The 20945-nt window shown below is 77.0% G+C and carries 20 protein-coding genes and 1 pseudogene; 11 read left to right on the forward strand and 10 right to left on the reverse strand.

The genetic code is table 11. From position 1 onward, the window contains the following. The 4 genes and pseudogenes from WAA21_RS07495 to WAA21_RS07510 all read left to right on the forward strand — a co-directional run. Positions 1-472, forward strand: a pseudogene (locus tag WAA21_RS07495) (hypothetical protein); the annotation flags it as partial. 193 nt (positions 473-665) lie between these two features. Further along, positions 666-1538, forward strand: coding sequence for an alpha/beta fold hydrolase (locus WAA21_RS07500; RefSeq protein ID WP_336922158.1), 873 nt, complete (start codon positions 666-668; stop codon positions 1536-1538). 116 nt (positions 1539-1654) lie between these two features. Continuing rightward, complete coding sequence (locus WAA21_RS07505) at positions 1655-2077, forward strand: VOC family protein (RefSeq protein ID WP_336922159.1); 423 nt, start codon at positions 1655-1657, stop codon at positions 2075-2077. Beyond that, entirely contained in the window at positions 2074-2529 is a 456-nt protein-coding gene (locus tag WAA21_RS07510) for an SRPBCC family protein (protein ID WP_336922160.1), read from the forward strand. Before WAA21_RS07505 ends, WAA21_RS07510 begins: the two co-directional genes overlap by 4 nt. A gap of 68 nt (positions 2530-2597) precedes the next feature. Here the strand turns inward: WAA21_RS07510 and WAA21_RS07515 are convergent, their stop codons facing one another. The 3 genes from WAA21_RS07515 to WAA21_RS07525 form a co-directional block, all read right to left on the reverse strand. Beyond that, complete coding sequence (locus WAA21_RS07515; protein WP_336922161.1) at positions 2598-3002, reverse strand: VOC family protein; 405 nt, start codon at positions 3000-3002, stop codon at positions 2598-2600. Positions 3003-3063: 61 nt separating this feature from the next. After that, positions 3064-4776, reverse strand: coding sequence for a murein biosynthesis integral membrane protein MurJ (gene murJ / locus WAA21_RS07520; protein ID WP_336922292.1), 1713 nt, complete (start codon positions 4774-4776; stop codon positions 3064-3066). After that, complete coding sequence (locus WAA21_RS07525) at positions 4773-6020, reverse strand: ATP-grasp domain-containing protein (RefSeq protein ID WP_336922162.1); 1248 nt, start codon at positions 6018-6020, stop codon at positions 4773-4775. Before WAA21_RS07525 ends, murJ begins: the two co-directional genes overlap by 4 nt. A 53-nt stretch (positions 6021-6073) precedes the next feature. Here WAA21_RS07525 and WAA21_RS07530 point away from each other — a divergent pair, with 53 nt between their 5' ends. Then, entirely contained in the window at positions 6074-6247 is a 174-nt protein-coding gene (locus tag WAA21_RS07530; RefSeq protein WP_336922163.1) for a hypothetical protein, read from the forward strand. A gap of 16 nt (positions 6248-6263) precedes the next feature. Here the strand turns inward: WAA21_RS07530 and WAA21_RS07535 are convergent, their stop codons facing one another. From WAA21_RS07535 to WAA21_RS07550, 4 genes are all read right to left on the reverse strand, one after another. Then, positions 6264-8690: a SpoIIE family protein phosphatase gene (locus WAA21_RS07535; RefSeq protein ID WP_336922164.1), complete on the reverse strand. Its 2427-nt coding sequence runs from the start codon at positions 8688-8690 to the stop codon at positions 6264-6266. A gap of 196 nt (positions 8691-8886) precedes the next feature. Next, complete coding sequence (locus tag WAA21_RS07540; protein ID WP_336922165.1) at positions 8887-10710, reverse strand: diguanylate cyclase domain-containing protein; 1824 nt, start codon at positions 10708-10710, stop codon at positions 8887-8889. Between the two features lie 97 nt (positions 10711-10807). Beyond that, positions 10808-11530 carry a GAF and ANTAR domain-containing protein gene (locus tag WAA21_RS07545; protein ID WP_336922166.1) on the reverse strand — a complete coding sequence of 241 codons (723 nt, stop codon included), beginning with the start codon at positions 11528-11530 and terminating at the stop codon, positions 10808-10810. A 103-nt stretch (positions 11531-11633) separates the two neighbouring features. Next, a complete protein-coding gene (locus tag WAA21_RS07550; RefSeq protein WP_336922167.1) occupies positions 11634-12404 on the reverse strand; it encodes a GAF and ANTAR domain-containing protein in 771 nt (256 codons plus the stop codon). Positions 12405-12845: 441 nt separating this feature from the next. Between WAA21_RS07550 and WAA21_RS07555 the strand changes: the two genes are divergently transcribed. The 3 genes from WAA21_RS07555 (at position 12846) to WAA21_RS07565 (ending at position 14962) form a co-directional block, all read left to right on the forward strand. Continuing rightward, positions 12846-13667, forward strand: coding sequence for a PRC and DUF2382 domain-containing protein (locus tag WAA21_RS07555; RefSeq protein ID WP_336922168.1), 822 nt, complete (start codon positions 12846-12848; stop codon positions 13665-13667). Positions 13668-13770: 103 nt separating this feature from the next. Continuing rightward, a complete protein-coding gene (locus WAA21_RS07560; RefSeq protein WP_336922169.1) occupies positions 13771-14460 on the forward strand; it encodes a hypothetical protein in 690 nt (229 codons plus the stop codon). A 52-nt stretch (positions 14461-14512) separates the two neighbouring features. Continuing rightward, positions 14513-14962 carry an HIT family protein gene (locus tag WAA21_RS07565; RefSeq protein ID WP_336922170.1) on the forward strand — a complete coding sequence of 150 codons (450 nt, stop codon included), beginning with the start codon at positions 14513-14515 and terminating at the stop codon, positions 14960-14962. On the opposite strand, the gene WAA21_RS07570 is transcribed toward WAA21_RS07565, so the two are convergent. Continuing rightward, positions 14949-15644 carry a methyltransferase domain-containing protein gene (locus WAA21_RS07570; RefSeq protein ID WP_336922171.1) on the reverse strand — a complete coding sequence of 232 codons (696 nt, stop codon included), beginning with the start codon at positions 15642-15644 and terminating at the stop codon, positions 14949-14951. The two genes, WAA21_RS07565 and WAA21_RS07570, sit on opposite strands and share 14 nt — an antisense overlap. A gap of 107 nt (positions 15645-15751) precedes the next feature. On the opposite strand from WAA21_RS07570, the gene WAA21_RS07575 reads away from it, so the two are divergent. Continuing rightward, positions 15752-16357, forward strand: coding sequence for an FMN-binding negative transcriptional regulator (locus tag WAA21_RS07575; protein WP_336922172.1), 606 nt, complete (start codon positions 15752-15754; stop codon positions 16355-16357). 28 nt (positions 16358-16385) lie between these two features. On the opposite strand, the gene WAA21_RS07580 is transcribed toward WAA21_RS07575, so the two are convergent. Then, on the reverse strand, positions 16386-16883 hold the full coding sequence (locus WAA21_RS07580) for a cupin domain-containing protein (RefSeq protein WP_336922173.1): 498 nt from the start codon (positions 16881-16883) through the stop codon (positions 16386-16388). A 225-nt stretch (positions 16884-17108) separates the two neighbouring features. Here WAA21_RS07580 and WAA21_RS07585 point away from each other — a divergent pair, with 225 nt between their 5' ends. Beyond that, positions 17109-17714, forward strand: a complete 606-nt coding sequence (locus WAA21_RS07585; protein WP_336922174.1) for a helix-turn-helix transcriptional regulator — start codon at positions 17109-17111, stop codon at positions 17712-17714. 207 nt (positions 17715-17921) lie between these two features. Next, entirely contained in the window at positions 17922-18344 is a 423-nt protein-coding gene (locus tag WAA21_RS07590; protein WP_336922175.1) for a hypothetical protein, read from the forward strand. Between the two features lie 82 nt (positions 18345-18426). Here WAA21_RS07590 and WAA21_RS07595 read toward each other — a convergent pair whose 3' ends face one another. Further along, on the reverse strand, positions 18427-20862 hold the full coding sequence (locus WAA21_RS07595) for an ATP-binding protein (RefSeq protein ID WP_336922176.1): 2436 nt from the start codon (positions 20860-20862) through the stop codon (positions 18427-18429). Positions 20863-20945: the final 83 nt, after the last annotated feature.

The following is a 20945-nucleotide window of genomic DNA, read 5'->3' on the forward strand; positions in this document are numbered from 1 at the left end:
CGACCGGCCGCACCAGTCGCTGGAGGACGAGGTGCCCGCCGCCCGCTTCGCCGGGCGCAGCGGTCAGGGCGGCCAGGGCGGTCAGGGCGGTCAGGGCAGCCAAGGCAGCCAGAGCGGCGGCGCACCGGCAGTGGTGCCGCAGCAGCGAGCCTCAGGACACATTGCTGGGAAGCCGGCCCGGGGGTCGGCTCGTGGGGTGGAGGCGGTACAACGTCCGAAGGGAGTCCCGGAGCAGTCCGGTGAGCAGTGGGTCGCGCGCAGGATCACGACCAACGGGGTGGTGTCGGTGGCCGGGCAGGTCGTGTGCGTGGGCAAGCACTACGCCGGCTCACGGGCGGACGTGCTGGTCAAGGCCGACCTGCTGCAGTTCTGGGTGGCGGAGGTCCTGGTCAAGACCGTCGCCAGGACCAATGATCGACCGGTGCGGTGGAAGAACGCCGCGGCCCGCCGGGCCAAGATCACAAACGAATGAGTGTCAAGGATCTACCGACACAGATCTGTCAAGCATGTCCCGAAGGTCGACAGGCCCACCGGTCGGTGTGTGCACCTTCGCCTCATCCTTGACGGTTCGTCGTCGGGTGATGCGTGACGGCGTCTCGGCGGATGCTCTGCACAGCCCCGGGACGGCGGCCGTGGGCGACCGGGGAGGGGGCAGGATGCGGTCCGTGCGCAGCCGCTACCGGACGGACGAGGGTCGGCGGGTCGTCGTCGCGTGGTGCCGGGAGCGCCTCGCCGAGACCGACGTGGCGCACGAGGAGCGCAGCGTCGAGACCGGCGCGGGCAGCTCGCACCTGCTCGTCGCCGGGCGCGGCGGTGCCACCGTTCTCCTCCTGCCGGGCACCGACATGGCCGCGGCCACGAGCCTGCCGCTCGTGCGCGCCCTCGTGGAGGAGGGTCTGCGGGTCGTTGTCGCGGACCTGCCGGACCAGCCCGGGCTCAGCGACGCCGACCTCCCCCGTCGGCACCGCATGACGGCGTACGGGACGTGGGCCGGACAGGTGGTCGAACGGCTGCGGCACGAGTCGCCCCAGCCCGGACCGCTCGTCGTCGTCGGGCACTCGCTCGGCGCGGCCGTCGCGCTCGCGATGCCCACCGCCGGCGTCGCCGCGCTCGTGCTCGTGGACCCGGCTGGGCTCGTGCGGCTGCGCGTGGGCCGGCGGGTGCTCGCGGCGACGCTGCCGTGGGTGCTGCGGCCCACCCCGGCCCGGTCCCGCGCCCTCCTCGAGCAGCTGACCGGTCCGGGCCACCCCCCGAGCGCGCAGCTCGTCGAGTGGTTCACCCTCGTCGCCCGTTGCTGCCGACCCGTCGGCGCACCCGGGCCGCTGCCCGGAGCCGTCCTCGACCGCTGGCGCGGCACCCCGGTGCACGTGCTGTCCGGCGAGCACGACTGCTTCCTGCCACCCGACGCGCTCGCGGCCGCCGCCCGCGACCGGCTCGGCACCGCGCTGACCGTCCTGCCCGGGCTCGGCCACCTCGCGGTGGACGAGGACCCCGACGCGGTCGCCCGGGCCGTCGCGGAGGTCGCCCGTCCGCGGTAGGGCGCGTGGCACACCCGCCCTCCCGCTCGGCACCGATGAGTCCGCGGTCCCGCCCCGGTCCACCCTCGGCCACGTCACGCCGTGCCCGCCATGCACCCGGCCACCGAGGAGCAGCCATGACCGCCGAGTCGACCGAGACCGCCCACCGCCACACCCCCGGCCTGCACGGCTGGGTGACCCATACGGAGCTGTCGAGCGACGACCCCGCTGCGACGCGCGAGTGGTGCGCCACCGTCCTCGGCTGGCGGTTCCGGCCCGTCATGGCCACCCCCGCCGGCGACTACCACCTCTTCTCCTACTCCGAGCAGGGCGGCGGCGGAGTCCGCGCGACCGCGCCCGGCGAGCCACCCGGCTCCACGCCGACCGTGCACGTCGACGACGCCGACGCCGCCTTCACCGCGGCGCTCGCGGCCGGCGCGTCGGCGGTCGAGGACCCGCACGACGTCATGCCGGGCGTGCGGGTGGCGCTCGTGCGCGCGCCGGGTGGGGTCCTGCTCGGCTTCTCCGGTCCGAGCCGAGACGGGCAGGCGCCCGCATGAGCGCCCGCACCATCGAGAAGTCCGTGCACGTCGCCGCGCCACCGGAGCGGGTGTGGAGCGTCCTGCTCGACGACACCACGTACCGGCGGTGGACGGCCGCGTTCATGCCCGGCTCCTACGCCGAGACCGACTGGCAGGAGGGCAGCACCGTCCGCTTCGTCGACCCGTCCCGCACCGGCATGCTCGGCCGCGTCCTGACGAGCAGGTACCCGGAGCTGGTCGACATCGAGTACGACGGCATCGTCACCGAGGGCCGCGACGACACCGACAGCGACGCCGCCCGGGAGTACCGCGGCACCCGGGAGACCTACCGGCTCACCCCGACGGACGGCGGCACCCACCTGGCGGTCTCCGCGCCGAGCGCCGAGGAGTACTACGACGACATGGTCGCCGCGTGGGACCGGGCGCTCGCCACGCTCAAGGAGCTCGCCGAGGCACCCTCCGGCGGCTGAGGCTCCCTGGGTGACCGCCACGCGCGGCGTGTCGCGGTCGCGGAGGAGGAGTCACCGCGCGGGCGGCGTCAGCCCCAGCTGCTGCCCGGCAGGTAGGTGCCCCCGCTCCACTCCCGCCCGGCGGGGTCGAGCACCCGGCACCGCCGGGTGCCCCACTCGGTGTCCTCCGGCGGCGTCACCGAGGTCCCGCCCGCGGCGACCGCCGCGTCGTGGAACGCGTCGACCTCGGCCGCGTCGGCCATGCCGAGGTAGAGCCCGGCGCCGCTCGAGCGGCCGACGAGCGGCGCGACCGTGTACGCGGCGTCGTCGCTCGCCACCATGCAGACGACGTCGCCGAGCCGCACCTCGCTGTGCAGGACGCTGCCGTCCTCGCCGTCCTGCCGGGCGACCACCTCGAAGCCGACGGCGCGGAGCCAGTCGAGCGCCGCGGGCGCGTCGGGGTAGCTGAGGTACGCGAACAGCTGCGTGGCCACGACAGCATGCTCCGGACCCCGGGGGCGCGGCGTCAACGGTGGCGCGGGGACCGTCCCGGGGTCAGCCTCGTCGCGCCCGGACCCGGCGCACGAGGCTCGCGAGCACCTCGGTCACCTCGCGGACGCCGAGCGCACGGGCCGACGGCACGTACACGGCACCGAGCAGGGCGACCGCGGCGAGACCGCCCACCTCCGGCGGCAGGGTGAGCAGCAGCGGCCGGGCCAGCCCCGCGACCGCACCGGCCGCCGCGGCGGCGAGGGCGATCCGGCCGAGCTGGCCGCCGCCGAGCCGGACCGGGCCGAGCCGGCGCCGGACGGCCCGGCGCAGCGCCACGACCTCGACCCAGGCGGCGAGCCCGCTGCCGAGCGCCAGGCCCGCCGCACCGAGACGCACGACGCCGGCGGTGTCGTCGCGCTCGTCGGCGGGCAGCGGGGTGAGGGCGGGCAGGTCCCCGAGGACGCGCAGCCCGTCCGGCGTGACCGCCACCCGGTCCAGCTGCAGCATGAGGACGGCCCCCACCACCAGGGACACGACGACACGGACGGTGGCGGTGACCGCGGGGATCCGCGTCTCCGAGCCGGCGTACAGGGCGGCCTGGAGCAGCCGGCCCGATGTGGTGGCGGTGAGCCCGACGGTGAAGCCGGCGAGCACGAGCCACACCGCCACCACCTCCAGCCGCCCGAACTCACCCGTCTGGAAGAGCGTCGCGGTCACGAGGTCCCCGACCACGAGGTAGCCGACCGCGGTCGGCACGACGAGGGCGGCGACCCGGCCGAGCCCCGCCTCGACGTGCCGCAGCGACGACTCCCGGCCGCCCCCCGCCGCGCGCTCCTGCGCCGAGCCGGCCGACAGCCGTGGCAGCGCCGCGGCGGCGACCGCCATGCCGAAGAGGCTGACGGGCAGCAGGTAGAGCACCTGCGCGTACCGCAGGCTCGCGAGCGCACCGGCGGCGAGGTAGCTCGCGAGCAGCACCTGCAGGTACGTCGAGACCTGCACGACGCCCTTGGCCGCCACCACGGGCCCGAACGCGCGCAGCACCTCCGGCACGCCGGGTACGCGCACGCGCGGGACCGGCCGCAGCCCGCGCGTGAGCCGCAGCACCGCCGGCAGCTGCACGAGCAGCTGCAGCCCGCCTCCGACGACGGTGCCGACGCCCAGCCAGCGGACGAGCTCCTCCTGCACCCGGACCGTCCCGGCCGTCCCGTCGACGAGGTACCAGGCAGCCAGGGCGAGCGCGACGACCTGCGCCACGTTGAGCAGCGACGGCGCGACGTAGGAGAGGAAGAACCGGCCGTGGCTGTTGAGGACCCCGAGGCACCACGCGCTCACGACCAGCAGGCCGACGGCGGGGAACATGAGCCGGACGAGGTCGACGGTGAGCGCGAACGTGTCCGGTCGGGCGCGCAGGCCACCCGCGATCAGGACCGTGAGCGGCTCGGCGAGGGCGACCCCGAGCAGGGTGAGGCCACCTGCGGCGAGGACGAGCAGGCCGAGCACCGCCGAGGCGACCCGGCCGGCGTCGCGCGGCCGCCCCTCGGCCAGCAGCCGGCTGTACACCGGGATGAACGACGCCGACAGCACCCCCTCCCCCAGCAGGTGCTGCAGCAGGTTCGGGATGCGGAACGCGACGGTGAAGGCGTCGGCGGCACCGCTCGTGCCGAGGTAGTGCCCGAGCGCGCGCTCGCGCACGAGCCCCGTGACGCGGGAGACGAGGATGCCGGCGGCGACCAGGCCCGAGCTGCGCCGCCCGGAGCCCCGCGCTGGCCCGCTCAGCCCAGGACCCGGGAGTCCGACACGACGGCCCCACCGACGGTCGGGTCCCCCGCGTCCGGTCGGGACGAGCCGGTGCCGACCGCCGGTCCGGGACCCACGGCACGGCGACCGGTCGGTCGCAGCCGGCTCGTGACGAGGTGCCACGTGGGAGCCGGGTCGCGCCGCGACCACACGCTCGTGCGCGCGGACGCCGCCCAGCGCAGGGTGCCCGCCACGTCGCGGACGAGCCCGCCGCGGCGCTCCACCGTCGCCCGTCGCAGGTCGCCCGCCCCCCAGGAGAACCGCACGCCCGCCGGCGCGTCGGGCAGGTCGGGGACGGGCAGGCCGAGGGCCTGCCGTGCCCACGCGTCGGCGAGGCCCGGGCGTGCCGCGTCGGCGAGGCCCATCGAGCCGTAGAAGCGGCCGTTGAGGTCGATGAGGTGCGGTACGCCGTCGTCGCCGGTGAGGAACTGCAGCTCGACGAGCCCCGTCCAGCCGAGCCCGGCCAGCAGCCGCTCGGCCCGCGCGGCCAGGTCGGCGTCGACCGCCACGGTCTCCGCGCTCGCCGAGACGCCGCTCGGGGTCGGCCAGAGCGTCCGGGCCCGCTGCTGCACCCTCCCCACGAGCCGGCCGTCGTGCACGAGCCCGATGAGGGCACCGAGGCCACCGCTCACCGGGCGCTGCAGGACCGCCTCGAGACCGGCCGCCTCGATCTGCCGCAGCCGCTCGCGGGCGGCGCCGTCGTGCGCGCTCGCGAACACGCGCGTCTCCACGCGCAGCGGCTCCCGCTGACCGGGCCGCCAGTGCGAGCGGCACTTGACGACCACGGGGCCGTCCCAGGACGCGAGCGCCTCGGTCGTCCCGGTCGTGGTCGCCGGCGAGGCGATGCCGACCGCGCGGGCGCGCTCACCGAGCTCGGCCTTGTCCAGCGCGCGGGCGACGACGTCGGGGGCCGGGTGGGCGACACGCGCCGGGACGTCGGCCGCGAACCACGACAGGGCGGCCATCCAGTCGTCGGCGCCGCCGAAGACGACGTCGTAGCCGCCCTCACGGACGGCCCGCTGCACCCCGGCGAGGAAGTCCTGACCGTCGCCGCGCGGGCGGGGCACCGTGTGACGGGCGGCGCAGGCGCGGGACGCGCCGACCATGCCGCCCCCGTCGGGCGTGCCCACCCCGACCGTCCAGCCGGCGGCCGTCAGGGAGCGGACGGCCGCGAGAGCACCGCGCGCCCGCCCCAGGGTGACGACCAGTGCCCTCCGGCTCACGGGCCGCGACGCTACCCGCCGGTCCGTCCCGATCCGCGGAGGCGGGGCCGGAGGTGCGGGCACCGCGCGGCTCCCGCCACCAGCACGTCATCCCCCGCTCCCGCGGCGACGGCCTGCGCGTGTGGCTCGGGCCGCGCCGGCGCTACCGGGACGAGGCGCACGCGGCGGCGACGGCGACGGCCGTCCGCGACGCGCCGGCCGGGCTCCCGGACGGACAGCCCGGCTGAGACCGGTCCGACCGCGTCAGGGTCGGCCGTCGACCAGCGGGACGTCGGGCTCGGCCGACGCCCACGACGGGAGGTCGACAGCCCCGGCCTGGAGCGGTCGGGGCCGGTCCTGGTGGTGCAGCCGGACCGCGACGAGCGCGACGTCGTCCCGGCCGCGCTCGGGCAGCATGCGCGCGAGCACCTCGTCGCACAGCGCGTCCAGACCGTCCGCGACGTCACCGGCCGCCTGCGCGCGGGCCACGGCGGCCACGGTCGCCCGCAGCCGCTCGAGCCCGGCGTCGAGGCCCTCGCGGCGCCGCTCCACGAGCCCGTCGGTGTAGAGCAGCACGGTCGAGCCACGCGGCACCTCGGCCGTGTGCTCGCCACGGTCGACGTCGGGGTCGACCCCGAGCAGCAGGTCGGCGCCGGCGTCCGGCGCGTGGAGGAAGCGGGCCCCGCCGTCCTCGTCGAGCAGGACGGGGGGCGGGTGGCCCGCGTTGGACCAGCGCAGCGTGGTCACGCGCCGTTCCACCTGCTCGGCGTCCTGCTCGAGCCGAAGGACCACCGCCGTGACGGTGGGACCGACCTCGAGCGCGCGGACCGCCCTGTCGGTGGCCCGCAGCACGCCCGCGGGTCCCTCGCCCGTCATGACGGCTGCTGCGCGCACGAGCGTCCGCACCTGTCCCATGGCGGCGGCCGCGTCGGTGTCGTGGCCGAGCACGTCGCCGATGACGAGCACCGTCGCCCCGGGCGGCTGGAGGAAGGCGTCGTACCAGTCGCCGCCCACCTGCGCGGCCGCCGCGGCGGGCACGTACCGCACGACGACGTGGGCGTGGTCGGGCTCGGGAGGCGCGGTGAGCAGGGCTCGCTGCAGCTGCTCGGCGATCCGCACCTGCTGCTGCGCCGCGGCGACCGCGTCGACGACGATCCCCGCGCGGTCGGCGACCGCGCGCACCAGCGACACGACCTCGGGGGTCGGGCCGCTCGCGCCCAGTGCGGTGCGCGTGTCGACGGGGTCGACCCCGAGCTCTTCCACCGGGCTGGCCCCGAGCCGCGCTCCCGCTGCCACCGAGGCGCCGGAGGCGTCCGCTCGGTGCGCGGGCGCCGCGTCCCAGCACAGGCTCACCATGCCGAGGGTCCGGCCGCGGGCCACGACCGGGACCATGAGGGCCGACTCCGGGGCGAGCGCCTCCAGCGCGTGCACCGCCGGGTGGGGCGGGTGCGTGGGGAACGTGTCGCGCACCGCCGCCGTCGCCCCGGAGGCGATGACGCTGGGTGCGCCGTCGAGCAGCGCCCGCGCCATGTACGGCGACACGGTCGGCACCGGCGAGGACCGGTAGGCGTCGAGGCGCGCGGCCGCGTAGCGCTCGACGTCACCCACCCGGGCCGGGTCGCGGTGCGCGACGGCGACGTCGTGCATCCGCTGCAGCCGGGCGGCCGCACGCACCCGGTCGGCGGTCTCGTCGAGGACCGACGTCGCCTTCCGCCGTCGTGGGTCGTGCGCGCCGTCCGGGTCGTCGACGGCGCCCTCGACGACCGTCACGACCGCCCAGTCCGCGACGGCCGGCACGAGCAGTCCGGCGAGCGCGGCGAGTGCCTCCTCGGCGTCGGCCACGCCCGCGAAGAGCTCCCCGGCCTCGGCGAGCAGCTCGGCGCGCCTGAGAGCGACCTGCGCGTCGCGCTGGGCCCGCACCCTCACGGTGATGTCGGTGAAGTACAGCGCGACGCCGTCGCCCTCCGGGGTGGCCCGCACCTCGTACCAGGCGTCCAGCGGCGGCGGGTAGTACGCGTCGAAGCTGACGGGGCGGGCCGAGTCGCGCGCCCGGCGGTAGCCCTCCTCGAAGGCGGTGCCGACCGTCTCGGGGAACAGCTCCCAGATGGTGCGCCCGACGAGGGCCTCGCGGCTGCGTCCGAGGGCGGCGACGGCGTGGGCGTTGACGTGCGTCACCCGCCAGTCCGCGTCCATCGCGAGGTAGCCGACGACCATCGACTCGGTGATGTGCTCGATGCGCGCGGAGGAGCGCTGCACCTGCGCGGCGAGCTCGGTCTCGACCGTCACGTCGTCGACGACGACGCACAGGCCCACGACCTCCCCGTCGCCGGGGAGCTCCTGCCCCTCGGGAGCCCGGGCCCGCGGCAGCCGGATGGGGTGGAAGGCGAGGTCCCAGTGGCGCCGGTCCCCCGGCCGGGCGCTGACCTCGCCGGACAGCCGGACGCCTCGCATCGGCTCGCCGCCGGCCATGACCTGCCGGTACAGCGTCTCCGCCTGCTCGCCCACCTCGCCGTTCACCTCCGCGGGCGTGCGGCCTATGAGCTCGTCGGCGTCGCGCCCGTTCATCTGCGCGAGCACGGCGTTGACGCGCACGTGCCGGCAGTCGCGGTCGAACACGCCGATGCCGAGGGGGGCGTTGGCGAGCAGCGTGTCGAACGTCGCCGCCAGGCGGCTCAGGTCCTGGGTCGGCACCCCGGGAGTGTCCCAGCCCGACGCGTCCACCGGAAACGGACGGCGGCGTGGCGTCGCGGCCCGCGGGCGGTGGCCCCCGGCCGCGCACGACGCTCAGCCTGCACGTGACCGAGGACGTCACGAAGGAGATGACGCGGTCGGCCGCCGACGCCCCGGACGTCGACCTCGCCGCCCGGGCGCAGCGTCTGGCCCAGGCTCAGGCGCCTGGGTCCCTGCCCGCGACCGGCCCCTCGGGGCGCACGCCGTCGACGACGTCCCGGGCGACGTCGCGGAGCTTGCGGTTGCTCGTCCTCGACCGCACGCGCAACCAGGCGAAGGCCGCGTCGGCGTCGAGCCCCTGCGTCGCGACCACCACACCCTTGGCCTGCTCGATGACCGCCCGGCTCTCCATGGCCTGCAGCAGCTGCCGCCGCTCCCGCACCAGCCGCTCCCACCTCGCCGCGTCGACCAGCGCGGGCTCCATCCGGCGGGCGAGGGCGAGGAGCGCCGCCTCGTCCGCGGCCGTGTAGGCGGCGGGGCCGTAGAGCACGAGCGAGAGGGTCGGGGAGTCGGGCACCGGCACCTCCCCCGGCGGGCCGACGGGCAGCGGGCCCACCTCGGCGGGGCCGACCGGCACGGCGAGGCAGCCCTCCACCCCGCGCCGGTGCGCCGCCGCGGCGAAGTCCGCCCACGACGCCGCGGTCACGGAACCCGGGCCCGTGCCGTCGACGGGGCGGACCACGTGGCCGGTGAGGGCCGCGCGCCGGCCGGGACCGCCGTCGTCGTACTGCCGCTCGTCGAGCGCGGCGGCCGGCGGGCCGTCGAGCACCACCGCGTCGAGCCGGGCGCCGACGACGACCGTGACCGACGCCGCCAGCGTGCCCGGGACGACGTCCCTCGCGGCGACGGCGGCGTCCCGCAGCACGCGCGACAGGGGCCGGCGGCCCACCGGCTCCCACGCCCGTGCGGGCTCCGGCGGGGGGTCGGCCGGCCGCAGGCGCAGCACGGTGGCGTCGGTGCGCCGCCGGCGCTTGACCGCGTACATGAGGAGGTCCGCGCGGTGCCAGGTCCGTCCCAGCGGCTCACCGGCCTCGCGCACCGCCGCCCCGGTGGACGCCCCGATGCCGTGACCGGCGAGCCCTCGGCGCACGCGCGCGGTCAGGTCGTCGAGCCTGGCCGCCGACGTGAGCACCGCGAACTCGTCCCCGCCGCAGCGGGCGACGACGTCGCCGGGGCCGACCGCCGCGCTCAGCAGCTCCGCCACCTGCCGGAGCAGGCGGTCGCCGGCCGCGTGCCCGGACGCGTCGTTGACGGCCTTGAGCCCGTCGAGGTCGAGGACGAGCACGGCCGCGGTCCCGCCGGCAGGGTCCTCGGGACCGCCGTTGTCGACCACGAGCGCGCGGTACCAGCCGCGGCGGTTGCGCAGCCCGGTGAGCACGTCGGTGCAGGCCTGCTCGCGGGCGGCGGCCGCCTGCTCGCGGTGGGTACGGAGCTCCGCGAGCAGCGACGAGCCCGAGACGTCGCCCGCCGCCACCTCCACCAGCGCCCCGAGGACGCCGGCGGTCAGGCCGAGGGCGGCGACGGCGGCGGCCAGAGCCGGGTCGTGACGGTGCCGCGAGACCCCGGTCACGGCGCCCCACAGGCCGTCCGGGCCGGTCACGACGGCACCGGCGTAGGAGTGGGTGCCGCGGCGCCGGTCCGCGCCGACCGTGGCGTACGCCGGCTCCTGCTCGACGTCAGGACACCACGAGGGTGCCCCGGCGGCCAGGGCGAGGGCGAGGGAGCCGAGCCACGGCGTCCGCGTCCCGACGGACGGAGGGTCGGGCTGCCGGCCCGAGGCCGCGACCACCACCTCGTTGGCCCCGTCGAAGCGGCTGACGAGCCACAGGTCGGCGGGCCAGCGCTCGTGCAGGCCGGTCACGAGCGCCGCGGCCGGGCTCGTCAGCAGCTGCGTGAGGGGCGCCTCGAGGACGGCCTCGCCCGACGGGCCGGCCCCAGGAGGTCGTGGCGTGGTGTCCGCGAGGTGGCCGGTCTCGTCCACTCGTTCTCCCGGGCTCGCTCGTGCGTCGGAGCAGCCGGGTCCGGGGCCGTGGGGACCGAGGGTAGGGCACGCCGCACCCCGCGGGGTGCAGGGACGCTCAGGACGCGGCGGGCCCGTCCGGGACGAGCGTGCCGTCGATCACCTGGCCGGCGACCTGGGTGAGCGGCAGGCCGCGACCCCGCGCGTGCAAGCGCATCCGCCGGAACGCCTCCTCCAGGCTGACGCCGGCCCGCTCGGAGAGCATCCCCTTCGCCAGCTCGACCTGCACCCGGCTGTGCAGCGCGTACTGCAGCTGCTCGCTCAGCACGGTCTGCTCCTGCAGGCTCCGCTCCTGCAGGAGCCCGATGGTCGCGACGTCCGCCATCGCCTGCCCCACCTGGAGGTCCTCCTCGCTCATCCGCTGATCCGCGTCGGTGAAGAGGTTGAGCGCGCCGATGACCCGCCCCCGCAGCCGCATGGGCAGGGCGTGCGTCGAGCCGAACCCGGCTGCGAGCGCGGCCTCGGTGAAGCGGGGCCACCGCTCGCGGGCGTCGGCCAGGCGCACGTTGGCGACCGCGACGCCCGTCTCGAAGCAGTCCCGACAGGGCCCCTCGTCGATCTGCAGCTCGAAGGTCTCCAGGTGCCGCATGCGCTCCAGCGTCGAGGCCATGAGCCGCAGGCCGCCCCGCTCGTCGGCGAGCATGAGCCCGGCCGCGTCGGCCCCGAGCAGCTCGACGCTGCGCTCGGCGAGGACCTGGACGAAGTCCACGATGTCGAAGCGCTCCACCAGCGTGTCCGCCAGCTCCACGAAGACCGACGCCAGACGCACGGTGCTGTTCATGGGGACCTCCTGCTGCTCCTGGTGCTGCTGTTGTCGCTGCTGCTGCTGCTCTTGCTGCTGCTGCCCTGCGGTCCGGCTGCCCGCCCCGGTGGGCCGCCGCCCCTCACCCGTCGTCCTCCGGCGCGAACGTCGTGGCCCGCGCCAGCACGTCACGGGCCACGTCGACGACCGGTCGGCCCGTGCCGAAGGCCCGCGCCCGCAGCAGCACGAGCGCCTGCGCGAGGCCCACCCCCGCCTGGACGGCGACCACGCCGGTGGCCTGGTGCACCTCCGCGCGGTCGTCGAGCAGCACGAGCGGCGCCGGGGTGTCGTCGCCGTGAGCGCCGGGGCCGGCGCTGTCCCGCACCTCGTCGAGGGCGTCGGGACCCACGCCGCCGTCGCCGTCGCCGGCGGACTGCACGTGCAGCACCACGGTGAGGGCCGCCTCGGCGAAGTCGAGCGCGCACTGCAGCTCCTCCGCGTCCAGCCCGCCCGGGCGGTCGCGGTACAGGTCGAGCACGCCGAGCGCGATCGCCCCCACCCGCAGCGGCAGGGCGAAGACGGCGTGGACGCCGCGGTCGAGCGCCTCGGGCACGAACCCCGGCCAGCGCGCGCGCACCCCGGAGCGCTCCAGGTCGGGCAGCAGCACCGGTCGCCCGGTGTGCGCGGCCTCGACGCACGGGCCCTCCCCGAGGGTGAACTGAAGGTCCTCCATGCCCTGCGCGAGGCGGTCCGAGGCGGCGACCACCCCGACCGGCTGCCCGCGGTCCATGATCACCAGTCCGACACCGCTGACCGGCAGCCGGCGGGCGCAGGCGTCGACGAGCTGGCGGACCAGCGGCACCGCCGAGCGCCCGCTCACGTCGAGGCCCGCGAGGATGCGGGCGACAGCCACCGACGGCATCAGCCCTCCGCGCCCGAGTCACCCGCGAGGACGGGAGGCGTGCCGCGACTGTAGCCCCCGCGTCACCGACGCCGGTCTCCTCCGACGGTGCGCGGCGCGGCGGCGGACCGACGGCGGCGAGCGGGTTTGCGGACCCGCTCCCGGGGTAGGGGTCGCGAGCCCGCACCTTGCGGGCGTGTCGCCCCGGACCCGGTGACGCGCGGCAGCACGGCCGCAGCGCACCGCCTCCCGCGTGGCATCGCCGCGGTCCCCGTACGACGACGACCCGCGCCGTGGACCCGTGCGTCGCACCGGCCCTCACCGCCCCGCAGGACGGGACCGCCGCCGCCCAGCGGGACGCCCACGACGCCCAGAGCGCCCGGCCGCTCGCGCCGCGCCGCCCCACCCGCCCGGCACACGCCCGGGTCGGACCCACGCACACCAGGAGCAGACATGATCACCACTGACCAGGTCCAGGCACTGCTCGACGGCGACGGCACGGTCGTCGGCCGCGACGGCGAGAAGCTCGGCTCCGTCGGGCAGGTCTTCCTCGACGACAGGACCGGCACGCCGGAGTGGGTGACGGTCACGACCGGCCTGTTCGGCACCTCGCAGTCCTTCGTGCCGCTCGCCGAGGGCACCGCGGACGGCAGCCGCGTCACCGTCCCCTACGCGAAGGACACGGTGAAGGGCGCCCCGCGCGTCGACGACTCCGCCGGTCACCTCTCGCAGGAGCAGGAGGGCGAGCTGTACCGCCACTACGGGCTCGCGGACCCCTCCCACGACGAGGCCGACCGCACCGACCGGACCGACCGCGCGCAGACCGGTGGCGCCCCGGCCGGCGCCCAGGGCCGCGACACCTCCGGGCCCACCACCGACGAGGCCATGACGCGCTCGGAGGAGCAGCTGCACGTCGGCACCGAGCGGGTCGAGAGAGGACGCGCCCGGCTGCGCAAGTACGTCGTGACGGAGGACGTCACCACCACGGTGCCGGTCAGCCACGAGGAGGTCCGGCTCGAGCGCGAGCCCGTGACCGACGCCAACCGCGACGAGGCCATGAGCGGCGGCGACCTCACCTCCGAGGAGCACGAGGTGGTCCTCACCGAGGAGCGGGTCACCGTCGACAAGGAGACCGTCCCGGTCGAGCGCGTCCGCGTCGGCACGGAGACCGTGACCGAGGACCGCGAGGTCACCGAGCAGGTCCGCAAGGAGCAGATCGAGCAGGTCGACGGCGGCGAGGGCTCCGACGCCCCCCGCCCCGACGCCCGCCGCTGAGCGACGGCCGGTCCGGACCGGGCCGGCCCGCCCCAGACCCCCGGCACGCCGCGACGCCGTCGCGGCGCGCCGGGCCCACCGGCCCCGCACCCGAGAGGCACCCATGAGCAGCAGCACAGGACCGACCCGCCCGCCCTCCGACCACGACGCCGACGGCGACCACGGCACGGCCCCGGCCCCGGCGGCCGACGACGGCTCGGGAGCGGTCTCGACCGGGCTCCTCGCCCGGGACCGCACGAGCGTCGTGGCGAAGGAGAAGGCCGCCTACGGGGGCGTCAAGGTGGGGTCGGCGTTCTTCGGCTGGCTCACCGCCACCGGCACCACGGTCCTGCTGGCCGCCGTGCTGGCCGCCGCGGGCACCGTCGTCGGCCTGGCCACCGGCACGACCGCGAGCGAGGCCGCCGACGACGCGGCCGGCTCGGCGCAGGCCAGCGGCGTCGCCGGTGGCATCGCCCTGCTCGTCGTCCTGCTCGTCGCGTACTTCTGCGGCGGGTACGTGGCCGGTCGCATGGCCCGCTTCGGCGGGGCCGTGCAGGGGCTCGCGGTCTGGCTGTGGGCCGTCGTGGTCGCCGTCGTGGTGGCCGCGCTCGGGGCCGTCGCCGGGGACCGGTTCGACGTCCTCGCGCAGCCCGACAGCCTCCCGAGCATCCCGGTCGGCACGGACGCCCTCACGACGAGCGCCGTCGTCGCCGCGCTCGCGGTCGCCCTCGTCGCCCTGGTCGGGGCCGTGCTCGGCGGTCTCGCCGGCATGCGCTTCCACCGCAAGGTCGACCGGGCAGGCCTCGGCGACTGAGGGAGCACGCCGCCGGCTCGCGCCCCGTCCCGGGGCCGGGCACAGTGCACCGGTGGCGCCGGACTACACCCCGCGCGGGTCCCGCGCCCGCTGCGTGTTCTGCGCGGTGGTCGCGGGCGCCGCGCCCGCCCACGAGGTGCTCCGCACCGACCGGGTCGTGGGCTTCCTCGACCGGAACCCCCTGTTCCACGGCCACGTGCTGCTCGTGCCGGTCGTGCACGTGCAGACCCACGACGAGATCCCGGCCGACCTCGCGACGGACTGGCTCGCCGCGAGCCAGGCGCTCCAGCGGGCGGTCGAGCAGGCGACGGGAGCCGACGGGGCGCTGCTCATCGTCAACAACGTCGTCAGCCAGTCCGTGCCGCACGTGCACCAGCACGTCATCCCCCGCCACCGGGACGACGGCCTGAGCCGCTGGCTCGGCCCGCGGCGGCGCTACCGCGACGACGCGCACGCGGCGGCCACGGCCGCCGCGGTCCGCGCGGCCCTCACCCTGCGCTGACGCCGTCGTCCGCAGCCGCGGTCGCCACGCCCCGGCGCCGGGCGACGACCGCCCACAGCGGGTCGCCGGCCGAGGCGCGCGGCGTGCGGAGGCTGACCTCCGGCTCGTCGAAGCCGCCCGCGGCGCGCACGTACGCGGCCGCGATGTCGCAGCGGCCCGCCTCGTCGGCCTCGAGCCACCCCCGCACCGCCTTGGTCCAGAACAGCCGGTTCGAGAACGTCAGCACCACCGGCTGACCCGGCCGCAGGACGCGGCCGACCTCGCGCAGCACCTCGACGGGACGGACGAGGTAGTCGACGGACACGCAGCAGACGACGGCGTCGAACGAGGCGTCCGGAAAGGGCAGTGACGGGTCGGCGTTGAGGTCCCGCACGACCCGCTCCGTCGCGGCGGGGTTCGCGGCGAGCTCGGCGGCGTTGAGCCCGAGCACGACCAGCTCGTGCGGCGGGACACGGAAGTGCGACACCCACGAGCCCATGAGGTCGAGGACCCGGCGCGGCTCCTGCGCCGAGCCGTCGACGCCCAGCTCGGCGTACAGCGCCCCGACGGCCGCGACCGCCCGGTCGTCGATGTGGGTGACGAGGCGCGGCTGGTCGTAGAAGCGCGCGTCCGGCGAGTCGTCGAACCGGTCGAAGAAGCCGTCCGGGAAGCCGTGACCGCCGTCAGCCGCCTCGTCCGCCACGCCCCCATGCTCGCCGAGGCGCGCGCGCCGGGCACCTGCACCGGGCTGCGCGCCGGAGCCGACGGGGCCACGGTGGCGGGAGCCGACCCGAGCGAGGAGCCGCCGACATGCGCACCGAGCCGCCGTACCGCATGGACGACCCGGAGGAGGTGCGCCGACTCGTGAGGCGCCACCCGTGGGCGACCCTCGTCAGCGCGACGGAGGCGGGCCTGGTCGCCTCGCACTACCCGGTGCTGCTCGACGAGGCGGCCGACGGGCTCGCGCTGTTCAGCCACGTGGGCCGGCCCGACGAGGAGCGTCACGAGCTGGGCCGCCACGAGGTGCTCGTCGTCGTGCAGGGCCCGCAGCACTACGTGTCGCCGAGCTGGTACCCGCCGGAGCAGGTGGTGCCGACGTGGAACCACGTCACCGTCCACCTGTGGGGGACGCCGCGCCTGCTCGGGCCCGAGGAGAACTGGGCGGCGCTCGCCGCCCTCACCGACCACCTCGAGGCAGGCCGGCCGGGCGCTCGCCGCCTCGCCGAGGACGAGGCGGGGACCCGGGCCCTCGCGCGCGGCACCGTCGGCTTCCACCTCCGCGTCGACCGGTTCGAGGGGCGCGCCAAGCTGAGCCAGGACAAGGCACCGGAGGTGGTCCGCTCGGTCGTCGAGCACCTCGACGGGCTCGACCCGGCCCTGGCGGCCGAGATGCGCCGGCACCACGGCGGGCGGTGACCCGCCTCGACGTGGGTGCCGCCGCACCTCACACCCAGTACGTGTCGTGGCGGGCCATGAACAGGGCCCGCTCGACCGGGTCGGTCGGTGCGCCGCGCGCGAGCGTCTCGAAGTAGTCCTCGCGCGGGCCGCCGGGGGCGAACACCAGCAGCATCGACGCACCACCGGAGCCGCGGAAGGCGTGCACCCCGCCCTCGGGCACGTAGAGGAAGTCGCCGACCCCCGCCGTCAGCCAGTCGCGGCCGTCGAACAGCCGCACCTCGCCGGACAGCACGTAGAACTGCTCGGAGATCGACCGGTGGAAGTGCGGCTCAGGCCCCGTCTCGGCCTCGCCGAAGGTCCACCGGTACAGCCCGAACCGCCCGCGCGTCCGGTCGCCGGTCGCGAGGTACTCGCACGTGCCGCCGCTGGGGTACGTGACGTCGGGCGGGGCGCCGTCGCGGCGCAGCCACGCCGACACCTCACCGTCGGCACCGGTGTGGACGGCCCGTGGGTAGGGCCGGTGCAGCGGGTCGGGCCACGACATGACGGCTCCCCTCTCCGGCGGCGGCGCGCCGCTCACGTGCACCGACCGGCCGGGGCACGGGAAGTCATCGCCGACGACGGGCGGCGACCGTGGTCGCGCCGACTCCACCCGCTTTCGCGGAAATCGCGTGCTTGGCGGCGTCCGGAGTGGCAGCATTCCGTGCGCGCGCCGTCGCGGGCCCTGCCGGACCCGGACGGGAGGCGGTGCGCCCGCGGAGGCGACGGCATGGACTCAGCGACCCGGCACGTGGTGCCCTCGACGCGCACGGAGCCCGCTCCGGTCCTCGAGGTGAGGTCCCGCGCCGGCGGCCCGGCGGCGCAGCCGGTGGAGGAGTCGCTGCTGCTGTCCCTCATCAGCACCCGCGTCACCGAGGTGGCGCTGCTCGTGCAGGCCCTCGCGGGACGCCCGGCGGTGGTCCACGTCGGCGAGGGGACTGAGCCCGGCACGCCGGTGCCGTCGCACCGCGCGGCGTCGCAGCCCGTCACGGTGCTGCACGTGCCGCGCCGGCGGACCGGTGCGGTCGAGGCTCCCCCGGCCACGGGACCCGACGGGCGGACGACACCCGGGCCGGGGACCGCGCCCGACCCGCCGCCCGGGCGCGACGGGCGGGCCACCCCGGACCTCCTCGCACGCCTGAGCCGGCGCGAGCTCGACGTGCTGCGCCTCATGGCGCAGGGCTGGTCGAACGCCGCCGTCGCGCAGCGGCTCCACGTGAGCGAGCGGACGGTCGAGGCGACGACCGCGCACGTGTTCCGCAAGCTCGAGCTCGAGGCCTCCCCGCAGGTGAACCGGCGCGTGCTCGCGGTCCTGCTGCTCCTCGACGCCCGCTGAGCGCGACCCCGCGAGGTGCCCTGACGCGCTGTTCCTCGGCCCGGTGCAGCAGCACGCACGCGGGCAGGCGGGCAGGTGTGCGGGTCGCGTGCGGGTCGCGTGCGGGTCGCGTGCGCGTGCTGGTCGTGGTGCCGGCGAGGGCCTCCGCGACAGGCTCCTGGCAGTCGGCGGCACGGTGCCGCCGCAGGACCAACGGGAGACCCCACGATGATCCGCAGGACCACCACCACCCTCGCGCTCGCGGCCGCCCTGGTCGTGAGCGGTGCGGGTGCCGCGTCGGCCCACGAGTGCTACGTCGCGAACCGTTCGGACAAGGGCAACGCCGGTGCCGCGAACTCCGCCAACTGGTACACGCTCCAGGTCGCCGAGCTCTACTCCTCCGTCCACTTCTTCATGCCGGAGCTGTTCCCGCAGCCGCTCACGGAGGCGCAGGTCGCCCACGCCGTCGAGCTGACCGCGCAGGCCGGCGTGCCGACGAGCTTCACGGTGTTCGAGAAGTTCACGGTCCCGAGGAGCATGGACGAGGCCTCGGACAAGTCCTCCGACGGCAAGGGCATCGACCACTTCTTCGCCGGCTACGGCGAGCAGCTGATCGGTATCGCCCTCGAGGCCTCCCAGGCGCCGGCATGAGGAAGTTCTGACCAGCGCCCTCCTCACTGCGTGGGGACCCCGCCACCGCGACCCGGTGGCGGGGTCCCGCGCGTCGTCGCGCTCAGCCGCCGAGGACGAGCGCGGCGCAGGCTGCGACGTCGAGTCCCCGGCCCCGGTCGAGGGCGTCGTCGAACCCGTCCGGTCCGAGCACCTCCCGCGAGCGGGCGACCGCGGCGTCGTACGCCTCACCGTCCGGGACGTAGAAGCCGTAGACGGGCGCGCTCCCCGACTCCCGCAGCCCGAGGGCGGCGCCGACCAGGACCGGGACGCGGTCGTGACGGGCGTCGGCCGACTCCACGACCGCGAGCATGTCGAGGACGAACGCGAGGTTGGCGGCGTCGCCGGTCTCGACCGACAGCCGGCACGCCTCGTGCAGGCGGTCGCGCGCCTCACCGGCCGAGCCGTGCGCGAGGGCCACGCGGGCCAGGGTGAAGAGCGCGACGTAGGACACGAGCCGGTCCCCGCGCTCCCGGGCGAGCGAGAGCCCGGTCGTCGCCTCGCGCGCCGCGACGTCGACGTCCCCCCGCAGCAGTGCGACGGTCCCGAGCCACACGTGCGTGAGCGACCGCAGCCAGCTGCCCTCCTCCCCCGCCCGCTCGGCGTTGGCCAGGCCGGTACCGAACCAGCGCTCGGCGCCGGGCAGGTCACCGACGGCCAGCGCGGTCAGGCCGCTGCCGGCGGTCGCCCCGGCCACGACGGCCGGCATGTCCGCCGGGGCGAGGCTGCGCGCCATGGCCCACTCGGCCGTCGCGACCGGCACGTCGTCCGCCGCGAAGGCCATGCTCGCGAGGACCAGGTGCAGCCGCGCCCGCCACTCGACCGGGACGGCGTCCCCGGCCGCGCCGAGGGCGTGCTCGGCCGCGCGCCGGCCCGTGCTGATGCGCCCGCGCATCCACCAGTACAGCCACGTCGACCAGACGATGCGGGTCGCGGTGAGCGCGCCACCGCCCGCGAGGGCCCGCTCGACGGCGACGAGCAGGTTGGCCTCCTCCGCGTCGGTGCGCTCGAGCCAGGCGACCTGCTCCTCACGCTCGAGCGCCGGCGCGAGCCGGTCCGCGAAGTCCGCTGCCCACTCCGCGTGGGCGGCCTCCACGGCGAGGAGCTCCTCGCCCCGCAGGTGCAGGCGGGCGTACTGGGCGACGGGTTCGAGCATCCCGTAGCGCACGGCACCACCCGGTCCCCGGGCCGCCGTCACCAGCGAGTGCTCGACGAGGGCGGAGAGCAGCCCGACCACCTGCTCCCGCGCCACGTCGGTGCTCGCCGCGACGACCTGCTCCACCGCGGTCAGCACCGCCCCGCCGCGGAACACGCCGAGCACGTGGAAGACCGTCCGCTCCGGTCCGCTCAGCAGGTCGTGGCTCCAGTCCAGGGCAGCCCGCATCGTGCGCTGGCGCTCGGGCAGGTCGCGCGCCGCGGACGCGGGCGACAGCTCGTCGAGCCTGTCCAGCAGCTCCCCCGGGGTCAGCAGACGGAGCCGGGCGGTGGCGAGCTCGAGGGCGAGCGGCAGGCCGGCGAGCACGTGGCACAGCTCGGCGAGGGCCTCGACGTCGTCGCCGGTCGGCGCCCCGGCACCCGGCGCGGCGGCCCGGGCCCGCTCGAGGGCGAGCGCACCGGCGGCCGAGGCCGCGAGCGCGGCCAGGTCACGGGTGCCCCGCGACGGCAGGGCGAGCGGCGGCACGGGGTGCTCGGCCTCGCCCCGCACCCTCAGCGGCGCCCGGCTCGACACCAGCACCGTGAGCTCCGGGCAGCGCGCGACCAGGACCCCGACGTCCTGCGCGGCGGGCAGCAGGTGCTCGAAGTTGTCGAGCACGAGCAGCAGCCGGCACCCCGTGAGGCGGTCGACGACCGCATCGAGACCGTCGCCGTCGGCGCCGGTGGCCCGGGCCACGGCCGGAACCACGTCGGCGGGGTCGAGCAGCGGCACGAGCGGCACGGCGACGTTGCCGTCGGGGTGCCCGTCCCGCAGCGCGGCCGCCGCTGCCGCCGCGAGGCGGGTCTTGCCGACCCCGCCCGGCCCGGTGAGGGTGACGAGCCGCGCCCCGCCCCGCACGAGCGACACGACCTCGGCGACGTCGTCGTCCCGCCCGTGCAGCGACGTCGGGGGCACCACCAGCGGGGTCACCGGCGCGGACGCGCGGCCACGCCCTCCTGCGCCACCGGCAGGACCCGGCGGCCCGGGGGCCGTGTCGCCACCGGGTCCCCCGGGGTCCGCGGGCGGCGCTGCTGAGGCGGCACGCGGAGGCCGGCGGGGGACGGCCGCGACCAGACGCGCACGGTCGTCGTCGGCCAGACCGAGGGCGTCGGCGAGGGAGCGGACCGTGTGGGGGTAGGGGCGCGTGCGCACTCCCCGCTCCAGCGCCCCGACGCCGTGCGGGGTCAGCCCCGCCCGCGCCGCGAGCTCCTCCTGGGTCAGCCCCGCCCGCTCCCGCAGGTCGCGCAGCAGCCCACCGAAGGACGTCGTCCCGTCCGGGCTGCCCGCCGTCGTCCGCCCCAGCACGCGCGCACCCTAGCCATGCGCGGGGCCCCGGGGCGGCCGTTCCCGCGCGCGCCGGGTGCGTAGGCGCGCGGTGCTGCGGGTAC

The sequence above is a fragment of the Aquipuribacter sp. SD81 genome (assembly GCF_037153975.1).
Taxonomy (GTDB): Bacteria; Actinomycetota; Actinomycetes; order Actinomycetales; family JBBAYJ01; genus Aquipuribacter.

Excerpts from the sequence above, each read along its gene's own strand:
- WAA21_RS07590 (WP_336922175.1), top strand. The coding sequence starts at position 17,922 with ATGATCCGCAGGACCACCACCACCCTCGCGCTCGCGGCCGCCCTGGTC.
- WAA21_RS07580 (WP_336922173.1), bottom strand. The coding sequence starts at position 16,883 with ATGTCGTGGCCCGACCCGCTGCACCGGCCCTACCCACGGGCCGTCCAC.
- WAA21_RS07555 (WP_336922168.1), top strand. The coding sequence starts at position 12,846 with ATGATCACCACTGACCAGGTCCAGGCACTGCTCGACGGCGACGGCACG.
- WAA21_RS07505 (WP_336922159.1), top strand. The coding sequence starts at position 1,655 with ATGACCGCCGAGTCGACCGAGACCGCCCACCGCCACACCCCCGGCCTG.
- WAA21_RS07575 (WP_336922172.1), top strand. The coding sequence starts at position 15,752 with ATGCGCACCGAGCCGCCGTACCGCATGGACGACCCGGAGGAGGTGCGC.
- WAA21_RS07560 (WP_336922169.1), top strand. The coding sequence starts at position 13,771 with ATGAGCAGCAGCACAGGACCGACCCGCCCGCCCTCCGACCACGACGCC.
- WAA21_RS07585 (WP_336922174.1), top strand. The coding sequence starts at position 17,109 with ATGGACTCAGCGACCCGGCACGTGGTGCCCTCGACGCGCACGGAGCCC.
- WAA21_RS07510 (WP_336922160.1), top strand. The coding sequence starts at position 2,074 with ATGAGCGCCCGCACCATCGAGAAGTCCGTGCACGTCGCCGCGCCACCG.
- WAA21_RS07545 (WP_336922166.1), bottom strand. The coding sequence starts at position 11,530 with ATGAACAGCACCGTGCGTCTGGCGTCGGTCTTCGTGGAGCTGGCGGAC.